This is a genomic window from Microbacterium sp. HD4P20 (assembly GCF_019449275.2).
Classification (GTDB): Bacteria; Actinomycetota; Actinomycetes; order Actinomycetales; family Microbacteriaceae; genus Microbacterium.
The window spans coordinates 429,261-448,135 of sequence record NZ_JAHZQZ020000011.1 but is presented as its reverse complement, the minus strand read 5'-3'; the positions used below and the strand labels follow the sequence as shown (position 1 = coordinate 448,135).

Sequence of the window (18,875 nt, the reverse complement as noted above, 5' to 3'; positions counted from 1 at the left end):
GACCGTCCTTCGACGGCCCGCACCCACGGCTCATCCCCCGTTCACACGGACCACGAGCGGGTCGCTGCGCGTCGCGCCGGCGGGGTTCGTGAACTCGATGACATAGCGGTGCTCCCCGGCACTGCGGCCGTCGACGGGCACCTCGACGCGCTGCGCGGCCGGGCTGGCCGCCGTCAGCGCCCCGGATGCGATTTCGATGTCGTCCTCGAACAGGCGCCACGCCGAGGCGTTGGTGCCCCACCACATGTTCGCGGTGATCGTGAAGCTGCCGTCGCCGTCACGATTCGAGGTCGACAGCCGAGGGACGCCGGGGGCGGCATCCGTCACCTTCACTGTCAACGGTGCCGGACTGCTCGCGCCCCGCGAGTTGATCGCCTCGGCGGTGTACACGTAGTCACCGTTCCCGCGGCCCGCGACCGGGACCACCACCGACTGCGGCGCGGGCCCGGCCGGAGTCAGATCGGCGGTGTGGATCAGCTCGCCGTTCTCGTACACCTTGAGGCGTGCGGCGTTCGCACCCCACCACATGTTCCAGCGCAGCTCGAAGTTGCCGTCCTCCAGCCCATGGGCCCACCCGCTCGTCGAAGACAGCACGCCCGCCCCGGGCGAGGTGGTCTCCGAATCGGGCGGGAGCGGGGGCTCTTCGACCAGGCACTGTTCGTACTCTTCCACCGTGGGCGACCAGCGGAACCAGTCGAACGCGCCGGTGATCTCGGGGGCCGAGGTCGACCCGCGGAACGCGAACGGACCCACGTGGGTGAAGCCCGCCTCGGCGACCGGGATCGGACGGCCGAAGTTCGCGAAGACAGCGCCGTCATATGACGCGGACGCGGTGATCTGTGTGCCGTCGCTGGTCAGCCGCAGCCAGATCTTCGTCGCTCCCGGAACAGCGGGCGGAGAGGAATCCTGACGGTTCGAGCCGTTGCGGTGGTAGACGAACTCGACGGTGCGCCCGGGCGTGGCTCGTCCGAGGTCGAACTTGGCGTAGTGGGTGTCGGACGCATAGAGCAGCAGACCGGCTTGCTGGAAGGTCTGCGTGGGATCGATTCCGACCGGCGCGGTGAGCTGCCACGGCCCTTCGGGAAGCTCTTGCTGAAGCAGGGGCGCCGCGGCGACCCCGCCGGTGTACGTGGGGATGACGAGCTTGCCGTCCTCGACCGCGTGGCGGGCGGCGTCTTCCCTGACGACGCGGTCCCACGTCTCGCTCAGCGACCCCGCGAACTCGTCCGATCCCGCTGCCGCGCACGTATCGAACACGGGATTCTCGGGATCGGCAGGGAAGCCCGTCGGGATCTCGACGACCGGCTCTGCGCCGTCCTTCGCCCACGCGATGGTGGCACCCAGCCGATCGCCCGATTCGTAGAACAGGTAGGTCTCGTCCTCATGCGTGACGACTTCGGGCGCCGCCACGCGGCCCACATCGGCCCCTACGCCGCTCGCCTGGTGAAGGATGATCGGCACCTCGCCGACATCGCGGAGGGTCGCGTCGATCGTCCGCGCGTAGCTCTTGCCGCTCGAGGCGTGGTAGATCACGTACAGCTGACCGTCCCACTCCCAGAGGTTGGCCGCTGAGACGTTCTGGCCCTCCTCCGCGCCGGGCGCGACGACGTAGTCGGGATCCACCGTCCAAGTGATTCCGTCGACCGATTCCGCGAGGCGGATGCGGCGGATGTTGTCACGCTCGTTGCCCATGTAGAACATGCCGTACTCGTATTCCGACGCCTCATCAGGGTGCTCGAAGACGCGGGCGTAGCTGCTCTCGGTCACGTTCGGCCCGCCCATGGCGTTCGACACGACGATGTCGCCGTACTCGAAATGGATGCCGTCGTCCGAGGTGGCGTAGCGGGTGACCGAGTTCTCGCCGTGGAAGTACATGAACTGCTTCCCGGCCTGCTCGTTCCAGATCGCATCCGGGCTGGAGGTGTGACTGACGTCGTAGTGCGGAAGCCATTCGCTCGCGATGATCGGGTTCGCCTCGTACTCGGTCCAAGGGCCTTCGAGACTGTCGGCGTACATGAGCATCACACCGGCGGGCGAGTCGTGCGGCGCCAGGTACAGATACCACTCTCCGAGCGGGTCGTCGAAGTAGGCGCCGGCGTGGAAGATGCTCGGGAAGATGTACTCGTTGGTCGGGTTGTAGTCCATGTTCGGCTTGTCGGTGATGACGCCCTGGTAGCCGAATTCGGGCCAGCCCTCCGGCGGCGGGGCGACCGCCGTCGACACCGCCCCGGCAGCCATGGCCGTCCCCGCCCCAACGGCCGGTTGAGCGTGGGCGGCGGGGACGGCCAGCACACCGGCGACGACGGCGGCCACCGCCGTTCCGAGGGCGGTGACGACGCTCGCACGGCGTCTCGCGGTAGTTCTCATCCGTATCTCCTTCGATGCGTTTGCCACGGTCTGGCACGGTCGTTTGACATGGCCCCGCGGTCTGTGCGTATACTCGGCCGGCAGGTGCTAATACGCATTATCAGCCGAGATCCGTTATGCTAATGCGTATTACCCGATTCGGCTAGAGCTAGCCCGAGACGGGGCCCCAGGCAGCACGGCACGGCAGCCGTCCCACCAGAGGAAGTTCGATGACGACACAACCCAGCGCGCAGGGCCGGATCACCCAGCGACGTATCGCCGAGCTCGCCGGCGTCAGCCAGGCGACCGTCTCGCTCGTGCTGAACGGCAAGGCCGATGCCTCCACCCGCATCCCCGAAGAGACTCGTCAGCGGGTGCTCGAGGTCATCAACAGCACGACGTACGTGCCGGACCCGGCCGCGCGCCGGCTCGCCGGAGTGGGCAACAAGATCATCGGCGTCTTCACGTACGAACCGGCGTTCCCGAGCGCCAGTCTCGACTTCTACGCGGCGCTGCTCACCGGCATCGAGTCCGAAGCCGAGGTGCTGGGATGCGATCTGCTCCTGTTCACCAGCGCGCCGGTGCAGGGTGCGCGTCGACGACTCTTCCACGAGAACAACCGCCTGCGGCTCGCCGACGGCTGCCTGCTGCTGGGACAGGAGATGGACACGGAAGAGCTCGAGCGACTCGTCGCCAGCGGCTTCCCCTTCGTCGCCGTCGGACGCCGGGAAGCCGATGGTGTGCCGTACGTCGCCGCGGATTACGTGACCGGTACCGCCGAACTCACCGCTCGCGCCGTCGATCTGGGTCACCGGCGCTTCGCGTACGTCCATCCCGACAGCCGAGGCGAGTCGGTGCTCGACCGTCAGCGCGGTTTCAGGGCGGAGCTCGAACGGCGGGGTATCGCCGCCGACGACGCCACGACGTTCATAGCGAGCGCCGGCACGGACGCCGCCGAGGACTGGAAGCGGGTCCGCTCCTCGGGCGCGACGGTGCTCTTCGTCGAGAACCCGACGTACGCGATCGGGATGCTTCCGCACATGGCCCGCGACGGTGTCTCGGTTCCCGCCGATCTTTCGATCGTCGCTCTGGCCGACCCCTCCCGCTCCTCCGAGAGCGACCTCGACTTCACCCGTCTCAGCCCCCCGCGCACGCGGCTCGGGTCCGAGGCGCTCACGCTGCTGTCGCGCATCCTCGACCCGACCACCGACGTCCCCGAGTCGGAGCTGCGCATCACGCTCGACTGCGCTGTCACCGCCGGAACCACGCTCGCCCGCCCTCGCACCACTCAGGAGACGCCCCGATGACCGAACTGCGCACCGAGATCCTCGTCGTCGGGGGCGGCCTCGGAGGCGTCGCCGCGGCGCTCGCGGCGCTCGATGCCGGCCGGCAGGTCGTGCTCAGCGAGGAGTACGGGTGGCTCGGCGGCCAGCTCACCAGCCAGGCCGTCCCGATGGACGAGCACAGCTGGATCGAGCAGTTCGGAGCCACCGCGCGGTACCGGCGTCTGCGCGACGGCATCCGCGAGCACTATCGCCGGTGGTATCCGCTGACGGCGAGGGCCTTCGCCGACCCGACCCTCAATCCGGGGAACGGCATGGTCAGCCGGCTGTGCGCCGAACCGAGCGCGGGTGTCGCCGTCATCGAGGCGATGCTCGCGCCGCACCGGGCCTCGGGGCGACTCACCCTCGTCCAGCCCGCGGTCCCCATCGCCGCCGACGTCGACGACGACCGCGTGCGTGCCATCACGCTGCGCCGGCTCGACGACGAGTCCGAGGTGATCGTCACCGCGGACTACATCATCGACGCCACGGAACTCGGCGAGCTGCTTCCACTGACCGGCGCGGAGTACGTCACGGGATTCGAGGGACGATCCGACACCGGCGAGCCCAGTGCGCCGGAGCAGCCGCAGCCGGGCAACCAGCAGGCGTTCAGCTGGTGCTTCGTCGTCGACCACGTCGACGGCGACCACACCATCGACCGCCCGGCCGAGTACGACATGTGGCGCAGCCAGCAACCGCCCTACTGGGGCGCACCGATGCTCTCGCTCACCGGACCCGACCCCCGCACCCTCGAAACGCTGACCCGCACGTTCACGCCGCACGCGGCGCGGCCCGCCGCGCTCGCCGACCAGGGGAAGGATCCCGGCGATCGCGAACTGTGGACCTTCCGCCGCATCCTCGCACGCGACAACTTCACCCCGGGCGCGTTCCCGAGCGACCTCGTGCTCGTGAACTGGCCGATGATCGATTACCTCGGCGGAACGCTCGTGGACGTCTCGGCCGACGAGGCCGAGCGCCACAAGAGCCGGGCGCGTCAGCAGTCGCTGTCGATGCTCTACTGGCTGCAGACCGAGGCCCCCCGGCCGGACGGCGGCGCCGGCTTCCCCGGCCTGCGCCTTCGTGGCGATGTCACGCAGGGGCCTGACGGGCTTGCCATGGCACCGTATATCCGGGAGTCCCGCCGCCTGCTCACCGAGATCCGCGTCACCGAACAGGACCTCTCCATCGCCCTGCGTGGCCACGGGCGGCCCTTCACCACCGGCGAATCCGTCGGCGTGGGCATGTATCGGATCGACCTGCACCCCTCCACTGACGGCGACAACTACCTCGATGTGGCCAGCGCCCCCTTCGAGATCCCGATCGGCATCCTCATCCCGCGCCGGCTCGAGAACCTGCTTCCCGCGGGCAAGAACGCCGGCACCACGCACATCACCAACGGCGCGTTCCGGCTCCACCCGGTGGAGTGGAACATCGGCGAGGCCGCCGGCTCACTCGCCGCCTTCAGCCTGCACCGCACGACCACCCCCCGTGCGGTGCGGAACACTCCTGCGCTTCTGCAGGAGTTCCAATCCCTGCTCACTCAGGACGGCGTCGAGCTGCACTGGCCCGACGTCACCGGCTACTAGGAGAACCCGATGAGATCAGCAAAGCCGCTGACCGCCGCCGCACTGCTCGCGGCGACAGCGTTCGTCGCCACCGCGTGTGCGGGCGGCCCCGCGCCCGATGCAGAACCCGCAGAGGACATCGATCTGCGCATGACCGTATGGACCTCGAACGAGGACCACCTCGCCCTGTTCGACTCCATCGCCGAGGAGTACATGGCCGATCACCCCGAGATCGCCTCCATCACCTTCGATCCCCTGCCGTTCGACGACTACACCTCGACGGTCACGACGCAGCTCGCGGGCGGCAACGCCCCCGACCTGGCCTGGATCCTCGAGAACGCCGCGCCGGACTTCGTCTCCAGCGGCGCACTGGTGTCACTGAACGAAGTGCTCGAATCCACCCAGGGGTATGACTTCGACGACCTCGCGCCCAGCGCCACCGCGCTGTGGGAGAGCGAAGGGGAGCTGCTGGCGTACCCGTTCAGCACCTCGCCGTTCGTCGTCTTCGCCAACGACGACCTCCTGGCACAGGCAGGACAGCCGACATCCGCTCAGCTTCTCGCCGACGACAGGTGGACGTGGGAAGACGTCGATGCGATCGGTGCGGCCGTGCGTGGAGCCACCGGGAACGCCGGCTTCGTCATCCGTGACTTCGAGTACCTCAACTGGGACTACCTCAGCACGGTGTGGAACGGCTGGGGAGCCGAGCCCTGGAGCGAGGACGGCGCGACGTGCATGTTCGCCGAGGACGAGATGGTCGAGGCGTTCGAGTTCCTGCACGACGCCGCCTTCACATCGCAGTCGATGCCCGGACCGGGGACGACCGCCGACTTCTTCGCGGGCGAGGCGGCGTTCACGGTGACGCAGATCTCGCGGGCGAACCTTCTCGAAGAGGGCGGCTTCGCGTGGAACCTGCTGCCGTTGCCCGAAGGACCCGTGGGCGAGTACTCCGTCACCGGTCAGGCCGGCATCGGCGTGATGAGTCAGAGCGAGAACACGCAGGCAGCCGCCGAGTTCCTCGCGTTCTTCACCAACCCCGACAATGCCGAGAAGCTCGCCGCCTACTTCCCGCCACCGCGCACCTCGCTGCTCACCGCCGAGACGCTCTCCGCGGCGAACCCGTTGCTGAGCGAAGAGCAGATCGAGTCCGTCGTCGTCCCGGGGATCGAGAACGGCCAGGTGCGTCCGAGCCACACCGATTCCGCCGAGATCGCACAGCAGGTGCGCGCGTCGCTCGATGAGCTCTGGGTGCCGGACGCCGACATCCCCGCAGTCCTCGAGGCGACCTGCGCCGCGATCGACCCCCTCCTGTAGACCCGAAGGACGACATGACCGTCACAACGGACGCACTCCCGGACCACGCTTCGCGGTCCGGGAGTGCCCCCCGCGCGGCGCGGCGACCGTGGCTGACCTATCGGCGACGCGACGCACTCACCGGCTACGTCTTCATCGCCCCGCAGCTGGCCGGGATCGTGCTGTTCGTCCTGGTGCCGCTGGTCTTGGTCTTCTACTACGCGTTCCACGAGTGGAACGTCTTGGCCGGCAGCTTCACCTACGTGGGACTCGAGAATGTCGAGAGACTCTTCTCCGATCCGCAACTCGCACAGGTGCTCACCGCGACCGGCGTCTTCTCGGTCGGTCTGGTGGTCTTCAACCTCTCGCTGGCGCTGCTGCTCGCGGTCATGCTCAACCGGCGGTGGCGGGGCGTCACGGTGTTCCGCACGATCTTCTTCTCGCCTGTCGTCGTGTCGCTCGTGGCATGGACCATCGTGTGGGGCTTCCTGCTGCAGGACAACGGCGGGATCAACGGCCTGCTCGCCATGATCGGCATCGACGGGCCCAACTGGCTGCGCGAGGGGCCGACGGCGATGGCGAGCGTCATCATCGTGCAGGTCTTCAAGAACGTCGGGCTGAACATGGTGCTCTTCCTCGCGGCGCTGCAGGGTGTGCCGCGCGAGCTGCAAGAGGCGGCACGGGTCGACGGCGCGAACGATCGACAGATCTTCGGCCGGGTCGTGCTGCCGCTCATCTCCCCCACGATCCTGCTCACGCTCATCATCACCATCGTCGGCTCACTGCAGGTGTACGCGCAGATCGCTGTGCTCACTCAGGGGGGCCCAGGTATCTCGACGACCGTGCTCGTGTACTACCTCGTGCAGCAGGCCTTCGACTTCCATCACTTCGGATACGGCTCGACCCTCGCGATCATGCTGTTCCTCATCGTGCTGGTGCTGACCGTCGCCCAGTGGCAACTTCGAAAGAGGTGGGTCTTCTATGAGAACTGACACCGCTGCGACAGCCGAGCCGGCAGCATCCCTCGTCCCCCGCTTGCCCGAGGTCGCCGGGCCGTCTTCACGCGGACCGCGCCGACTGTCTCCCGCCTGGAAGAAGGTGCTCTTCTACGGCGCACTCTGCGTCGTCGCGATCCCATTCGTCTTCCCGACCTGGTGGATGATCACGTCGTCGCTGAAGCCCGTCAACGAGATCTTCGCGTTCCCGCCTTCGCTGTGGCCGGCGGATCCCACGCTCCAGGCGTACGTCGACGCTTTCACGATCCAGCCGTTCGCCCGCCAGTACTTCAACAGCGTCTACATCGCCCTTTTCGTGACCGTCGGCACGATGCTCGTTTCGGCCATGGCCGGCTACGCCTTTGCGCGCATCCGCTTTCCCGGTCAGAACCTGCTGTTCATGGTCGTGCTGATGGGACTCCTCATTCCCAGTGAGGTCACGATCGTCCCCCTGTTCCAGATGTTCAACTCGTGGGGCATGGTCAACACGCACTGGCCTCTGCTCCTGGTCACGACATTCGGCGCACCCAGCGTGCTCGCGACCTTCATCATGCGGCAGTTCTTCGTGACGCTGCCGGTCGAGCTCGAAGAGGCAGCACGGCTGGATGGTCTCGGTCGCTGGTCGATCTGGTGGCGCATCGCACTCCCGCTGTCGAGGACGGCGCTCGCGGCGGTGGCGATCTTCACATTCCTCCACGTGTGGAACCTCTACCTCGAGCCGACCGTGTATCTGCTGTCGCCGGAGCTGTTCACCCTCCCCCAGGCACTCACCCGGTACACCGACGCCTACGGCGGCGAGATGTGGAACGTGCAGATGGCGGCCTCGACGATGACGGCGCTGCCGGTGCTCATCGTCTTCGTCTTCGCGCAGAAGCAGTTCGTGGAAGGGCTGGCGCAGACGGGGTTGAAGGGCTGAGCCCGGCATGTCGCAGGGTCCTCCGCACATGCGACATGCGGCTCGCCGTGCTGAGGAAATCGCTTGCCGGTGCCGCCTCCGAATCGCACACAGGGCTTAGACTCTCGCCTGTGAGCAACCCCTCCGCGCCGACCCGAGGCGCTGCCACCCTGCACGACGTCGCCCGCGAGGCGGGCGTGTCGCTGGCCACGGCATCGCGCGTGCTCAACGGCTCCACCCGCAAGGTCGCGGAGAGCTATCGCGAGCGCGTCGAGACGGCAGCCGAGAAGCTCGGCTACACCGCCAATCTGTCAGCCCAGGCGACGGCCCGGGGCACCTCTGCGATCGTCGCGCTGCTGGTCGCCGACATCGCCGACCCCTATTTCAGCCAGCTCGCCTCCGGAGTCGCGCGCGGCGCCGACGAGGCCGGGCTGGTCGTGACGATCGCCATCACGGAACGTGATCCGCAGCGCGAGGTCAAGCTCGTGCGCGCGTTGCGCGGTCAGCGTCCGCGCGGGCTCATTCTCGCCGCATCCCGCACCGAAGGACCCGACGCGGTCGGCCTGCAGTCCGAGCTCGACGCCTTCTCGGGCATGGGCGGTCGCGTGGTCATGCTGGGCCCCGGCACCGGGAGCACGCGGTCGGTCGCCGTCGACAACCATGGCGGCGCCGCCGCGCTGGGCACCGAGCTGGCACGGCTCGGGTATCGCGACGTGATCGTGGTGGCGGCATCCGAGGGGATCCGCACCTCCGACGACCGCGTCGCCGGCTTCACGCAGGGATTCGGCTCCGCGGGCGGCACGGTGCGCGAGGTGCGCCGCACCGGGTTCACGCGCGACGCCGGCTACGCCGCCGCGCGCGACCTGCTCGAGGGCGACGTACCCGCGGGCACCTTGATCTTCGGCATCAGCGACGTCGTGGCGATCGGCGTGATGTCGGCGATCCGGGATGCCGGGCGCCAGGTCGGCCCGGACGTCGCCGTCGCCGGATTCGACGACATCGCAACGGGCCGTGACATCCGCCCCGGCCTCACGACGGTGCGCGTCCCGCTCGAGGATCTCGGCTACCGCGCGCTCCACGCCGCGCTCGAGCCGGAGTGGGACGCCTCCGAGCCGCCCCTGCACCTCGAGGTGGTCGTGCGCGGCTCCACGCCGCCCCGCGCCTGATCCCGCCTCATCCACCGAGGAAGCGTTTCCTGTCCGGGTAGGCTGAGCCGACGGAGGGAGCAGCGGATGTCTCGACCACCTCGTGCCGACGGAGCCCGGGTGACGATCGCCGATGTCGCGGCGCGGGCGGGCGTGTCGCTGTCGACGGTCTCGCGGGCGCTGAACGGCAACCCCACGGTCGACTCCGCGCTGGCGGAGAAGGTGCGGGATGCCGCGGCCGCCCTCGACTACACCGCGAGCCCCGTCGCGCGCAGTCTGGTGCTCGGCCGCACGCAGACGGTCGCCGTCGTCGTGCCTGACCTCGGCAACCCCACGTTCCAGGCGATCCTGCGGGGACTCAGCCGCGCGGCGGCGGCCGACGACTACCACGTGCTCGTCGCGGACTCCGCCGAGTCCGTGGACGAGGAGCGGGTGCTCGCCACCGCAACCCGACGCCGCACCGACGGAGTCATCCTGTGCTCGCCGCGCCTGCCGCAAGACGAGCTGGACCGGCTCGTCGGCGGACTCAAGCCGGTCGTCTTGATCAACCGCTCGTCGGGCGACGTGCCCTCGGTGCGCGCCGACTACCGCAGCGCCCTGACGGCCGAGCTCGAGCACCTCTACGCCCAAGGGCACCGCCGCATCGTGTTCCTCGCCGGCGTCGCGCGCAGCGTCGCGAACGCGGCGCGCCTCGAAGCCATCGCCGAGTTCGCCGCCGGCCACCACGATGTCGAGGTGACCGAGATCCCGTGCGGCGTGGACTTCGAGGCCGGCGCCGCGGCGGGGCCGGCCGTGCGAGCTTCGGGGGCGACGGCGGCGCTCGCCTTCAACGACCTCGTCGCGATGGGCCTTCTCAGTGCGGTGCAGGCCGACGGATGCCGCGTCCCGGCCGACCTGTCGATCGTCGGGTTCGACGACATCCCGTTCGCCCGTTACACCAGCCCGCCGTTGACCACCGCCGCCGTTCCGGCGAGCGAGCTCGGCGCCGAGGCCTGGGCGCGCATGCGCGGGCTGCTGGAGGGCGCCGAGCCGGCGCATCCGCTCTCCCTCCTGCCCGAGCTCACGGTGCGCGGCTCAACGGGCCCCGCCCCCGCCCCCTGACCCCTTCCCCCCTCCTCCTCCGCCGACCATGTGCATTCGGCGCCGACCATGTGGGTTTCTCACCGAGCATGTCGACATGCTCGGTGAGAAGGAGACATGCTCGGCGCAGAACCCACATGGTCGGCGAGCGGGAGGTCAGGGTGAGGAGGCGTGGTATCGTGAGAAAACGTTTCCTGAGCGAAGGACATCGCACATGAGCCACCGCCGGTACGCACTGATCGGAGCCGGTCACCGCGCCCAGATGTACGTCGACGCCCTCATCGGCCCGTACGCCGACGACGCCGAGCTCGTCGCGATCTGCGAGCCGAACCCGGTGCGCGCGCAGTACTACGTCGACCGGATCACGGCAGCCGGCCACGACGCCCCGGCCGTCTACGCGCCCGCCGACCTCGAGCGCATGATCAGCGCCGAGCGGGTCGACCGCACCATCGTGTGCGCGCGCGATGACCTCCACGCCGAGCTGATCGTGCGATCGCTGGATGCCGGGGCCGACGTCGTCGTCGAGAAGCCCCTGACCATCGACGCCCCGAGTGCGGCGGCGATCGAGGACGCGATCGCTCGCACCGGCCGCGAGGTCGTGATCACCTTCAACTATCGTTACTCCCCGCGCAACAGCGCTCTGCGCCAGGTCATCCAGGACGGCACGATCGGGCAGGTCACGAGCATCGACTTCTCGTGGATGCTCGACACCAAGCACGGCGCGGACTACTTCCGCCGCTGGCACCGCGAGAAGGATCACTCCGGCGGCCTGCTGGTGCACAAGTCCAGCCATCACTTCGACCTCGTGAACTGGTGGATCCGAGCCGAGCCACGACGAGTGTTCGCCTCTGGCGGGCTGCGCTTCTACGGTTCCGAGAACGCGGCGGCACGGGGCATCCGGAATCGTCCCGAGCGGGGCACTCCCCTCGGCGCCCCTCGGGCCGGCGACCCGTTCGAGCTCGATCTGCGCGACGACGAGCGACTGAAGGCGCTGTACCTCGACGCCGAGCAGCACGACGGCTACCTGCGCGACCGCGACGTGTTCACCGACGGCATCACGATCGAAGACAACCTGGCGCTCATCGTCGACTACGCCTCGGGCGCGACGCTCAGCTACTCGCTGAACGCCCACGCCCCGTGGGAGGGGTACCGGGTCGCCGTCAACGGCACGCTCGGCCGGGCCGAGCTCGACGTCGTCGAGCGCGGCGCGGTGCTCGCCGACGAGGGCCTGCATCCCGTGCTCGACCCGTCCGCGGTCGACGCCGGCACCTCCGGATCGCTGAGGCCCGAGGGCGAGCGGCTGCTCGTGCAGCGCCACTGGGAGGCCGCGTACGAAGTGCCGATCTCGAACGGCACCGGCGGGCACGGCGGCGGCGACGCACTGCTGCTGGCCGATGTCTTCGAGGGGCCCGGCGACGATCCGCTCGCACGCCCCGCGGACTGGCGCGACGGGGTGCGGTCGATCTGCGTCGGCATCGCCGGCAACCGCTCGCTCGAGACGGGGCTGCCGGTACATGTCACCGAGCTGGGCATCCGCCTGCTCGAGGGCGACGACGTCCGCACCGCCCCGGCCGGATCGGTCCGCGCATGACCCGCATCGCGGTCACCGGAGGGGCCGGGCGTCTGGGTCGCAGTCTCGTCACGGGGCTCGCCGCGGCCGGCCACGAGCTCGTCTCGCTCGATCGCGCCGCGTCCGAAGCGCCCGAGCTCACCGGGATCCACCAGATCGCGGTGGATCTGACGGATCCGGATGCCGCGGCCCGCGCCATCGCCGAAGCCCGCGCCGACGCGCTCGTGCACCTCGCTGCGATCGCCGTGCCGTTCAGCGCTCCCGAGGACGTCATCCTCCGCACGAATGCGACGCTCGCGCTCAACGTTCTCGCGGCCGGCGTCGCGGCGGGCATCGAACGGATCGTCACGGCGTCGAGCCCCACGGTGCTCGGCTACGGCGCGCCGGCGGGGTGGCTGCCCGACCGGTTCCCCCTCGACGAGCGCACGACGCCGAAGCCGTGGAACGCGTACGGCCTGTCGAAGCTCCTCGCCGAGCAGACGATCGCGATGCTCGCACGTCAGACCGGAGACGCCACCCGGTTCGCCGCTTTCCGCCCGTGCTACGTCATCGCCCCCGAGGAATGGGCGGGCGCGCCCACGCAGCAGGGTCATACCGTCCGGGAACGACTCGACGACCCGGCGCTCTCGGCCCCCGCGCTGTTCAATTATGTCGATGCGCGGGACGTCGCGACGTTCGTCGACGCGCTGCTCGCGGCGCTGCCCGGCATCCCGAACGCCGAGGTCTTCTTCGTCGGCGCCGACGACGCGCTGGCCCGCCGTCCGCTCGCCGAGCTGCTGCCACAGTTCGTGCCCGGCAGTGAACAGCTGTCCGCGGGTCTGACCGGCACCGCTCCGGCGTTCTCCAACGCCAAGGCACGGCGCCTGCTGGGCTGGCGTCCGAAGCACACGTGGCGCGGCGAGCTCGGCGCCCTCCCTCTTTCCGAACCCGCCCGAAAGGACGTGCTGGCGTGAACTTCGACGGCATCCTCTTCTTCCCCGTCACCCCCTTCGACGCCGACGACCGCGTCGACGAGGGTCTGCTGCGCACGCACATCTCGACGACGCTCGAGCACTCCCCCGGTGGCGTGTTCCCGGCGTGCGGCACCGGCGAGTTCCACGCGCTGTCGGCCGGCGAGGTTGCGCGCGTGGTGCGGATCGCGACCGAGACGGTGGGCGGGCGCGTGCCGGTCGTCGCCGGCACGGGTGGACCGCTCGGCCATGCAACGGCCGTGGCGAAGACCGCCGCGGACGCCGGCGCAGACGCACTGCTGGTGCTGCCGCCGTACCTCGTCGGCGGTCCGCAGCCGGGACTCGTGGCCTACGTCGAGGCGGTGGCGGCGGCATCCGATCTTCCCGTCGTGATCTATCACCGCGGCAACGCGCAGTATTCGGTCGACTCGGTGCGCCGGCTCGCCCGCAACCCGAAGGTCGTCGGTTTCAAGGACGGCGTCGGCGACGTCGGCCTCGCCCAGCAGATCGTGCGCGCCGTGGCCGAGGAGGGACGCGAGGATTTCGCGTTCTTCAACGGGCTGCTCACGGCCGAGCTGACGCAGGGCGCGTACCGGGGCATCGGCATCCCGCTGTACTCGTCGGCGGCGTTCGCGATGGTCCCCGAGGTCGCGAATGCGTACTACCGCGCGTACGTCGCGGGCGATGAGGCGCGGCGCACCGCGCTGCTCGACGGGTTCTACTCGCCGCTCGTGCGGCTGCGCGACGAGACGCCGGGCTTCGGTGTCTCGCTCATCAAGGCAGGGCTGCGCCTCGGTGGCCTGCCCGTCGGCTCGGTGCGGGCGCCGCTCGTCGACCCCAGCCCCGAGCAGGAGGCGCGGCTCGCCGGCATCCTCGAGGCCGGACGGGCGCTGCTGTGACCATCCCCACGGCCCCAGCGGTCGAGGCGGCCGGCGACGGGGCGACGATCGCGTCGCTCGACGCGCGCCTCATCCGCGTGCCGCTCACCCGCCCGTGGGGCGCCGAGGTGACCTCGGTCGGCGTGATCGCGACGCACGTGGTGCGCTCGGACGGCCGCGAGGGCTGGGGTTTCTCGTGGACCCCGCAGATCGGCGCCGAAGCGGTGCACGCGCTGCTGACGAACGACATCGCCGCCGCCGCGATCGGCCGTGAGGCCGAGCCGGGCGCGCAGTGGCGTGCGTTGTGGCAGCACCTGCACGAGGCCGGTGGCGGGGGAATCACGACGATCGCGCTCGCGGGGCTGGACCTGGCGCTGTGGGATGCCGCGACCCGCGCCGCGGGCACGTCGCTGGTCGGCTTCCTCGGCGCGCGGCGCGAAAGCGTGCGCGCGTACGGTTCGGGCGTGAACCTGCACTACAGCCTCGACGATCTTGTCGCCCAGGCGCAGCGGTGGGTGGACGCGGGCTTCGACGCCGTGAAGGTCAAGGTCGGCAAGCCCGACGTCGCCGAAGACCTCGAACGCCTGCAGGCGGTGCGGGAGGTGCTCGGCCCCGAGCGCGCGCTCATGATCGACGCGAACCAGCGGTGGGAGATCGACCGCGCGACGCGCTCGCTTGAGGTACTCGCGGCCGTGGCGCCGGCATGGATCGAGGAGCCGCTGCGCGCCGACGACCTCTACGGCCACATCGAGCTCGCCGGCCGGCTGAAGGCGTCGAGCGGCATCCCCATCGCCGTGGGAGAGAACCTGCACAACGTCTTCCGCTTCGACGACTTCCTGCGATCCGGAGCCGCCCAGATCGTGCAGCCCAATGTCGTGCGGGTGGGCGGCATCACCCCGTTCCTCGGCATCGCCGCGATCGCCGCCGAGTACGGCGCGGCCGTGCATCCGCACCTGCTGCCCGAGCTGTCCGGCCAGCTCGCACTGACACTCCCCAGCGTCCCGGGCGTTCCCGAGCCGATGGCCGAGGACGTGGAGGACGCCGGCTTCGGCGACCTCGGCGCACTCGACGGCCCCTCGCCGGTGCGCATCACCGACGGCACCCTGACCGAAGTCCCGCACGCCGGCCTCGGCATCCGCTTCTCATGACCCCCGCCCCCTCCCCTCCCTCGCCCCCCTCGCCCTCCTCGCCCTCCCCTCCCTCGCCCCCCTCGCCCTCCTCGCCCTCCCCTCCCTCGCCCCCACGCCCACGGGGTTCGTTCGCCACATATGTACGCCCGAACGCCCGTTTCGCGTACATACGTGACGAACGAATCGAGGCCGGGCCGCGCGAGGCCGGAGCGCGGCACGCGAGACCCGGCCGGCCCGCAAGGGAACGCCGATACGAAAGGATCTCTCCATGACCACCACCACCGCTGAACTCGACACCCTCGCGACTGCCGCGGCGGCCGCAGCGCCGATCTGGCGAGGAGCGGATGCCGCGACCCGGGCGTCGTGGCTGCGTGCAGCCGCCGATGCGCTCGATGCCCACATCGACGAGCTCGTCGCGATCGCCGACGAAGAGACGCGCCTGGGCGAGACCCGGCTGCGGGGCGAGGTCGGACGCACGACGGGCCAGCTGCGGCTGTTCGCGACCGTGGTCGAGGAGGGTTCCTACTTCGAGCTGACCGTCGACGACGCCGACCCGTCCGCGACGCCCCCTCGCCCTGAGCTGCGGCGCATGCTCACGGGCGTCGGACCCGTCGCGGTCTTCTCGGCCTCGAACTTCCCGTTCGCATTCTCGGTCGCCGGGGGCGACACCGCTTCCGCCCTCGCCGCGGGCAACCCCGTGATCGTGAAGGCGCATTCAGGCCACCCGCTCCTGTCGGAGCGCACCGCGGCGATCGTCGCGGAGGCGCTCGCGGCCGCCGGTGCGCCTGAGGGCTCCCTCGCACTCGTGGAGGGTCGCGAGGCCGGAAACGCCCTCGTGCAGCATCCCGTCATCCAAGCCGCCGGCTTCACCGGATCGCTCAGCGGCGGACGCGCCCTGTTCGACCTCGCGTCGGGCCGTCCCGACCCGATCCCGTTCTACGGCGAGCTGGGCTCGGTGAACCCCGTCGTGATCACGCCGGCCGCCATCGCCGCGCGCGGAGAGGCGCTCGCGCAGGGGCTCGTCGCGTCGTTCACGCTCGGGGTCGGCCAATTCTGCACCAAGCCCGGGGTCGTGTTCGTGCCCGCGGGCGCCGGCTTCGAAGAGCTGGTCGCCGGATTCGCGACCGGCGCGGCCGGAGGACCGCTGCTGACCGACCGCATCACGGCCGCCTTCCCCGCCGGCATCGAGCACCTCGAGGCCGACCCCTCGGTGAGCGTTGTGGCACAGGGCCTTCCGGCCGAGGCCGGCGCCGCGCAGCCGGTGGTGCTGTCGACGGATGCCGCAGCCGTCGCCGCCCGCCCCGAGACGCTCCTCGAGGAGTGCTTCGGCCCCGTGACGCTCCTCGTGCGGTACTCGTCGGACGACGAGCTGCTCACGGCACTGCGGGCGGTGCCGGGGTCGCTCACCGGCACGCTGCACTCCGAGCCGGACGACGAGGTCGCCGACGTGCTCGCGGTGCTCGAGCGCAAGGCCGGGCGCGTGCTCTTCGCCGGGTGGCCGACCGGCGTCGCGGTGACGTGGTCGCAGCATCACGGCGGTCCTTGGCCGGCGACCACGTCACTGCACACCTCGGTCGGCGCGACGGCGATCCGCCGGTTCCTGCGTCCCGTCACGTTCCAGGACGCCCCCGAGGCGCTGCTTCCCGACGTGCTGCGCGACGCTTCGCTCGCGACGCTGCCGCACCGTCGCAACGGCGCGCTGCGGGTGCCGTAGGCGGCGGGCGCCGCAGCTCTGGCGGAGTCAGAGCAGCGCACCTGCCAGGGCGGCGCCGGCAGCGACGAGCCACCGCTCGGGCTCGGCCATCGCGGCCGCGCCTGAGCCGGCGAGGTCGGTGAGCGACGCGGTTCCGGCGAAGCCCGATACATCGGCGTCGTCAGTGATGCGGCCCGCGACCAACGCGACCGGCACGCCGCCCGCTGCCGCGACGGCGCCCACGTGCGCGGGCACCTTGCCGGCGGCGGACTGCCCGTCGTATGACCCCTCGCCCGTGACGACGACGGATGCCTCGGCCACCGCCTCGTCCAGGCCCACGAGCTCGGCGACCGCGGCAGACCCCGGCACGAGTATGGCGCCCCACGCCAGCAGGCCGAAGCCGGTCCCCCCTGCGGCGCCGGCGCCCGGCGCATCCGGATCCGCGGTCATCACCACCGCGAGCCCGGCCAGCCCCGCGTCCAGGGCCGCGATGTCGTCGGGCGTCGCCCCCTTCTGCGGGCCGAAGACGGCCGCCGCGCCACGCGGGCCCAGCAGCGGGTTGGTCACATCCGACAGCACCGTCACGCCACCGGCCGGCAGCGGCGGCAGCCCCGACAGGTCGGCGGCCGCCAGGTCGGCGAGCCCACGGCCGCCGGCGGCGATCGGCCGGCCGGCGGCATCGGTGAACCGCGCCCCGAGCGCCGTGAGCATGCCGGTGCCGCCGTCGGTCGACGAGCTCGAGCCGATGCCGAGCACGAGCCGCGACACGCCCCGCGCGAGCGCCGCCGCGATCGCCTCGCCGAACCCGCGGGTGTGCGCGTCGAGCGGCCGCAGCCGCGCCGGAGAGCCCAGCAGCTCGATGCCGCTCGTGTTCGCCAGTTCGACGACCGCGGTGCCGTTCGGGGCGTCGCCGGTCGGCGGAAGCAGGACCCAGGATGCCTCGACCGGCGTGTCCTCCGGACCCGTGACCGTCACCGGCATGCGCTGGGCGCCGGGCACCGCCGTGGCGAAGGCGTCGACCGTGCCCTCGCCGCCGTCCGCCATGGGGAGAAGCCGCACCGCGTCATGAGGACGCACCTGCTGCCACCCCCGCCCGAGGGCCGCCGCCGCGGACGCGGCGGCGATCGTGCCCTTGAAGGAATCGGGAGCGATCACGACGGTGTGCAGCATGGGGCCATTCTCCTGGAGAACGAGACGACGTGGAGGGAAAACGCTATCCTCGCATCATGGCAGCTCCCGAGACTCCGCCCGCCGAACGCTCTTACGGGGGACGGATGCCGCGGGCCGTGATCGCCAGCGGCGCCGGACGCTACGCCGACCCGTGGCATCCGTATCCCGAGACGTCGGCCGCACTCGCGGACCTGCTGCGGGCCGACGGCTGGGACGCACGCGTCATCGCTGATCCCGACGTCGCGCTCACGCAGCTCGCCGGCGCCGAGCTGCTCGTCGTGAACGCCGGCGACCCCTGGCGCAACCCCGACGCCGCGCCCGCCGTCGACCCGGCCGCCGAGGCGGGCCTCGCCGCGGCGCTCGACCGCGGCATCGGCGTCGTCGCGACGCACAGCGCCGTCTCGAGTCTGCGCGACTACCCCGCCTGGAGCCGCACGATCGGCGGAGAGTGGAAGAACGGCAGCTCGTGGCATCCCGAGATCGGCGACGCCTCGGTGCGAGCGGTCGTGCCGGGGCACGACATCGTGCCCGCGGACTTCACCGCGTTCGACGAGCGCTACACCGATCTCGCGGTCGACGCCGCCGTGCACGTGCTGGCCGTGCACGACCTCGATGGCGTCGCCCACCCGCTGGTCTGGACCCACGAGGCCACTCCGGGACGGATGCCGGTGCGCGCTGTCGTCAGCGCGCTCGGGCACGACGCCCGGGCCTACGACTCGGCCGAGCTGCGCGCCGTGCTCGCGCGCGCCGCGCGCTGGTCTGCCCGCCTCGACCCCTGATCCTCCGCTCTCGCGACCGACGTGGGGTTTCTCACCCTCGACCCGGCGCACAGCGCACGCCCGG

General features: G+C 70.8%; 15 protein-coding genes. 13 read left to right on the top strand and 2 right to left on the bottom strand.

Annotated elements, in window-relative coordinates; genetic code table 11:
• Nucleotides 1–30: 30 nt before the first annotated feature.
• The gene (locus K0817_RS05125; protein ID WP_219980326.1) at nt 31–2,367 is read right to left on the bottom strand and encodes a DUF1349 domain-containing protein; all 2,337 of its coding nucleotides are present in this window, start codon (nt 2,365–2,367) and stop codon (nt 31–33) included.
• 209 nt (nt 2,368–2,576) lie between these two features.
• Here K0817_RS05125 and K0817_RS05120 point away from each other — a divergent pair, with 209 nt between their 5' ends.
• The 12 genes from K0817_RS05120 (at nt 2,577) to K0817_RS05065 (ending at nt 16,883) form a co-directional block, all read left to right on the top strand.
• Nucleotides 2,577–3,653: a LacI family DNA-binding transcriptional regulator gene (locus K0817_RS05120; protein WP_219980325.1), complete on the top strand. Its 1,077-nt coding sequence runs from the start codon at nt 2,577–2,579 to the stop codon at nt 3,651–3,653.
• Nucleotides 3,650–5,254, top strand: a complete 1,605-nt coding sequence (locus K0817_RS05115) for an FAD-dependent oxidoreductase (protein ID WP_219980324.1) — start codon at nt 3,650–3,652, stop codon at nt 5,252–5,254. Before K0817_RS05120 ends, K0817_RS05115 begins: the two co-directional genes overlap by 4 nt.
• A 9-nt stretch (nt 5,255–5,263) precedes the next feature.
• Nucleotides 5,264–6,547 carry an ABC transporter substrate-binding protein gene (locus K0817_RS05110; RefSeq protein WP_219980323.1) on the top strand — a complete coding sequence of 428 codons (1,284 nt, stop codon included), beginning with the start codon at nt 5,264–5,266 and terminating at the stop codon, nt 6,545–6,547.
• Between the two features lie 14 nt (nt 6,548–6,561).
• Nucleotides 6,562–7,518 (top strand): carbohydrate ABC transporter permease, encoded by a 957-nt coding sequence (locus K0817_RS05105; RefSeq protein WP_219980322.1) that lies wholly within the window; start codon nt 6,562–6,564, stop codon nt 7,516–7,518.
• A complete protein-coding gene (locus K0817_RS05100; RefSeq protein WP_219980321.1) occupies nt 7,508–8,437 on the top strand; it encodes a carbohydrate ABC transporter permease in 930 nt (309 codons plus the stop codon). Before K0817_RS05105 ends, K0817_RS05100 begins: the two co-directional genes overlap by 11 nt.
• A 110-nt stretch (nt 8,438–8,547) precedes the next feature.
• Complete coding sequence (locus K0817_RS05095; RefSeq protein WP_219980320.1) at nt 8,548–9,582, top strand: LacI family DNA-binding transcriptional regulator; 1,035 nt, start codon at nt 8,548–8,550, stop codon at nt 9,580–9,582.
• Between the two features lie 66 nt (nt 9,583–9,648).
• Nucleotides 9,649–10,662 (top strand): LacI family DNA-binding transcriptional regulator, encoded by a 1,014-nt coding sequence (locus K0817_RS05090; RefSeq protein ID WP_219980319.1) that lies wholly within the window; start codon nt 9,649–9,651, stop codon nt 10,660–10,662.
• Nucleotides 10,663–10,855: 193 nt separating this feature from the next.
• Nucleotides 10,856–12,232, top strand: a complete 1,377-nt coding sequence (locus tag K0817_RS05085; protein WP_219980318.1) for a Gfo/Idh/MocA family protein — start codon at nt 10,856–10,858, stop codon at nt 12,230–12,232.
• Complete coding sequence (locus tag K0817_RS05080) at nt 12,229–13,164, top strand: NAD(P)-dependent oxidoreductase (RefSeq protein ID WP_219980317.1); 936 nt, start codon at nt 12,229–12,231, stop codon at nt 13,162–13,164. The genes K0817_RS05085 and K0817_RS05080 overlap by 4 nt, the downstream gene beginning before the upstream one ends.
• A complete protein-coding gene (locus tag K0817_RS05075) occupies nt 13,161–14,060 on the top strand; it encodes a 5-dehydro-4-deoxyglucarate dehydratase (RefSeq protein WP_219980316.1) in 900 nt (299 codons plus the stop codon). The genes K0817_RS05080 and K0817_RS05075 overlap by 4 nt, the downstream gene beginning before the upstream one ends.
• Nucleotides 14,057–15,187, top strand: coding sequence for a mandelate racemase/muconate lactonizing enzyme family protein (locus K0817_RS05070; RefSeq protein ID WP_253735178.1), 1,131 nt, complete (start codon nt 14,057–14,059; stop codon nt 15,185–15,187). The genes K0817_RS05075 and K0817_RS05070 overlap by 4 nt, the downstream gene beginning before the upstream one ends.
• 250 nt (nt 15,188–15,437) lie before the next feature.
• Nucleotides 15,438–16,883, top strand: coding sequence for an aldehyde dehydrogenase (NADP(+)) (locus K0817_RS05065; RefSeq protein ID WP_219980315.1), 1,446 nt, complete (start codon nt 15,438–15,440; stop codon nt 16,881–16,883).
• Between the two features lie 27 nt (nt 16,884–16,910).
• Here the strand turns inward: K0817_RS05065 and K0817_RS05060 are convergent, their stop codons facing one another.
• Nucleotides 16,911–18,032 carry a glycerate kinase gene (locus K0817_RS05060; RefSeq protein ID WP_219980314.1) on the bottom strand — a complete coding sequence of 374 codons (1,122 nt, stop codon included), beginning with the start codon at nt 18,030–18,032 and terminating at the stop codon, nt 16,911–16,913.
• Nucleotides 18,033–18,088: 56 nt separating this feature from the next.
• Here K0817_RS05060 and K0817_RS05055 point away from each other — a divergent pair, with 56 nt between their 5' ends.
• Nucleotides 18,089–18,811: a ThuA domain-containing protein gene (locus K0817_RS05055; RefSeq protein ID WP_219980313.1), complete on the top strand. Its 723-nt coding sequence runs from the start codon at nt 18,089–18,091 to the stop codon at nt 18,809–18,811.
• Nucleotides 18,812–18,875: the final 64 nt, after the last annotated feature.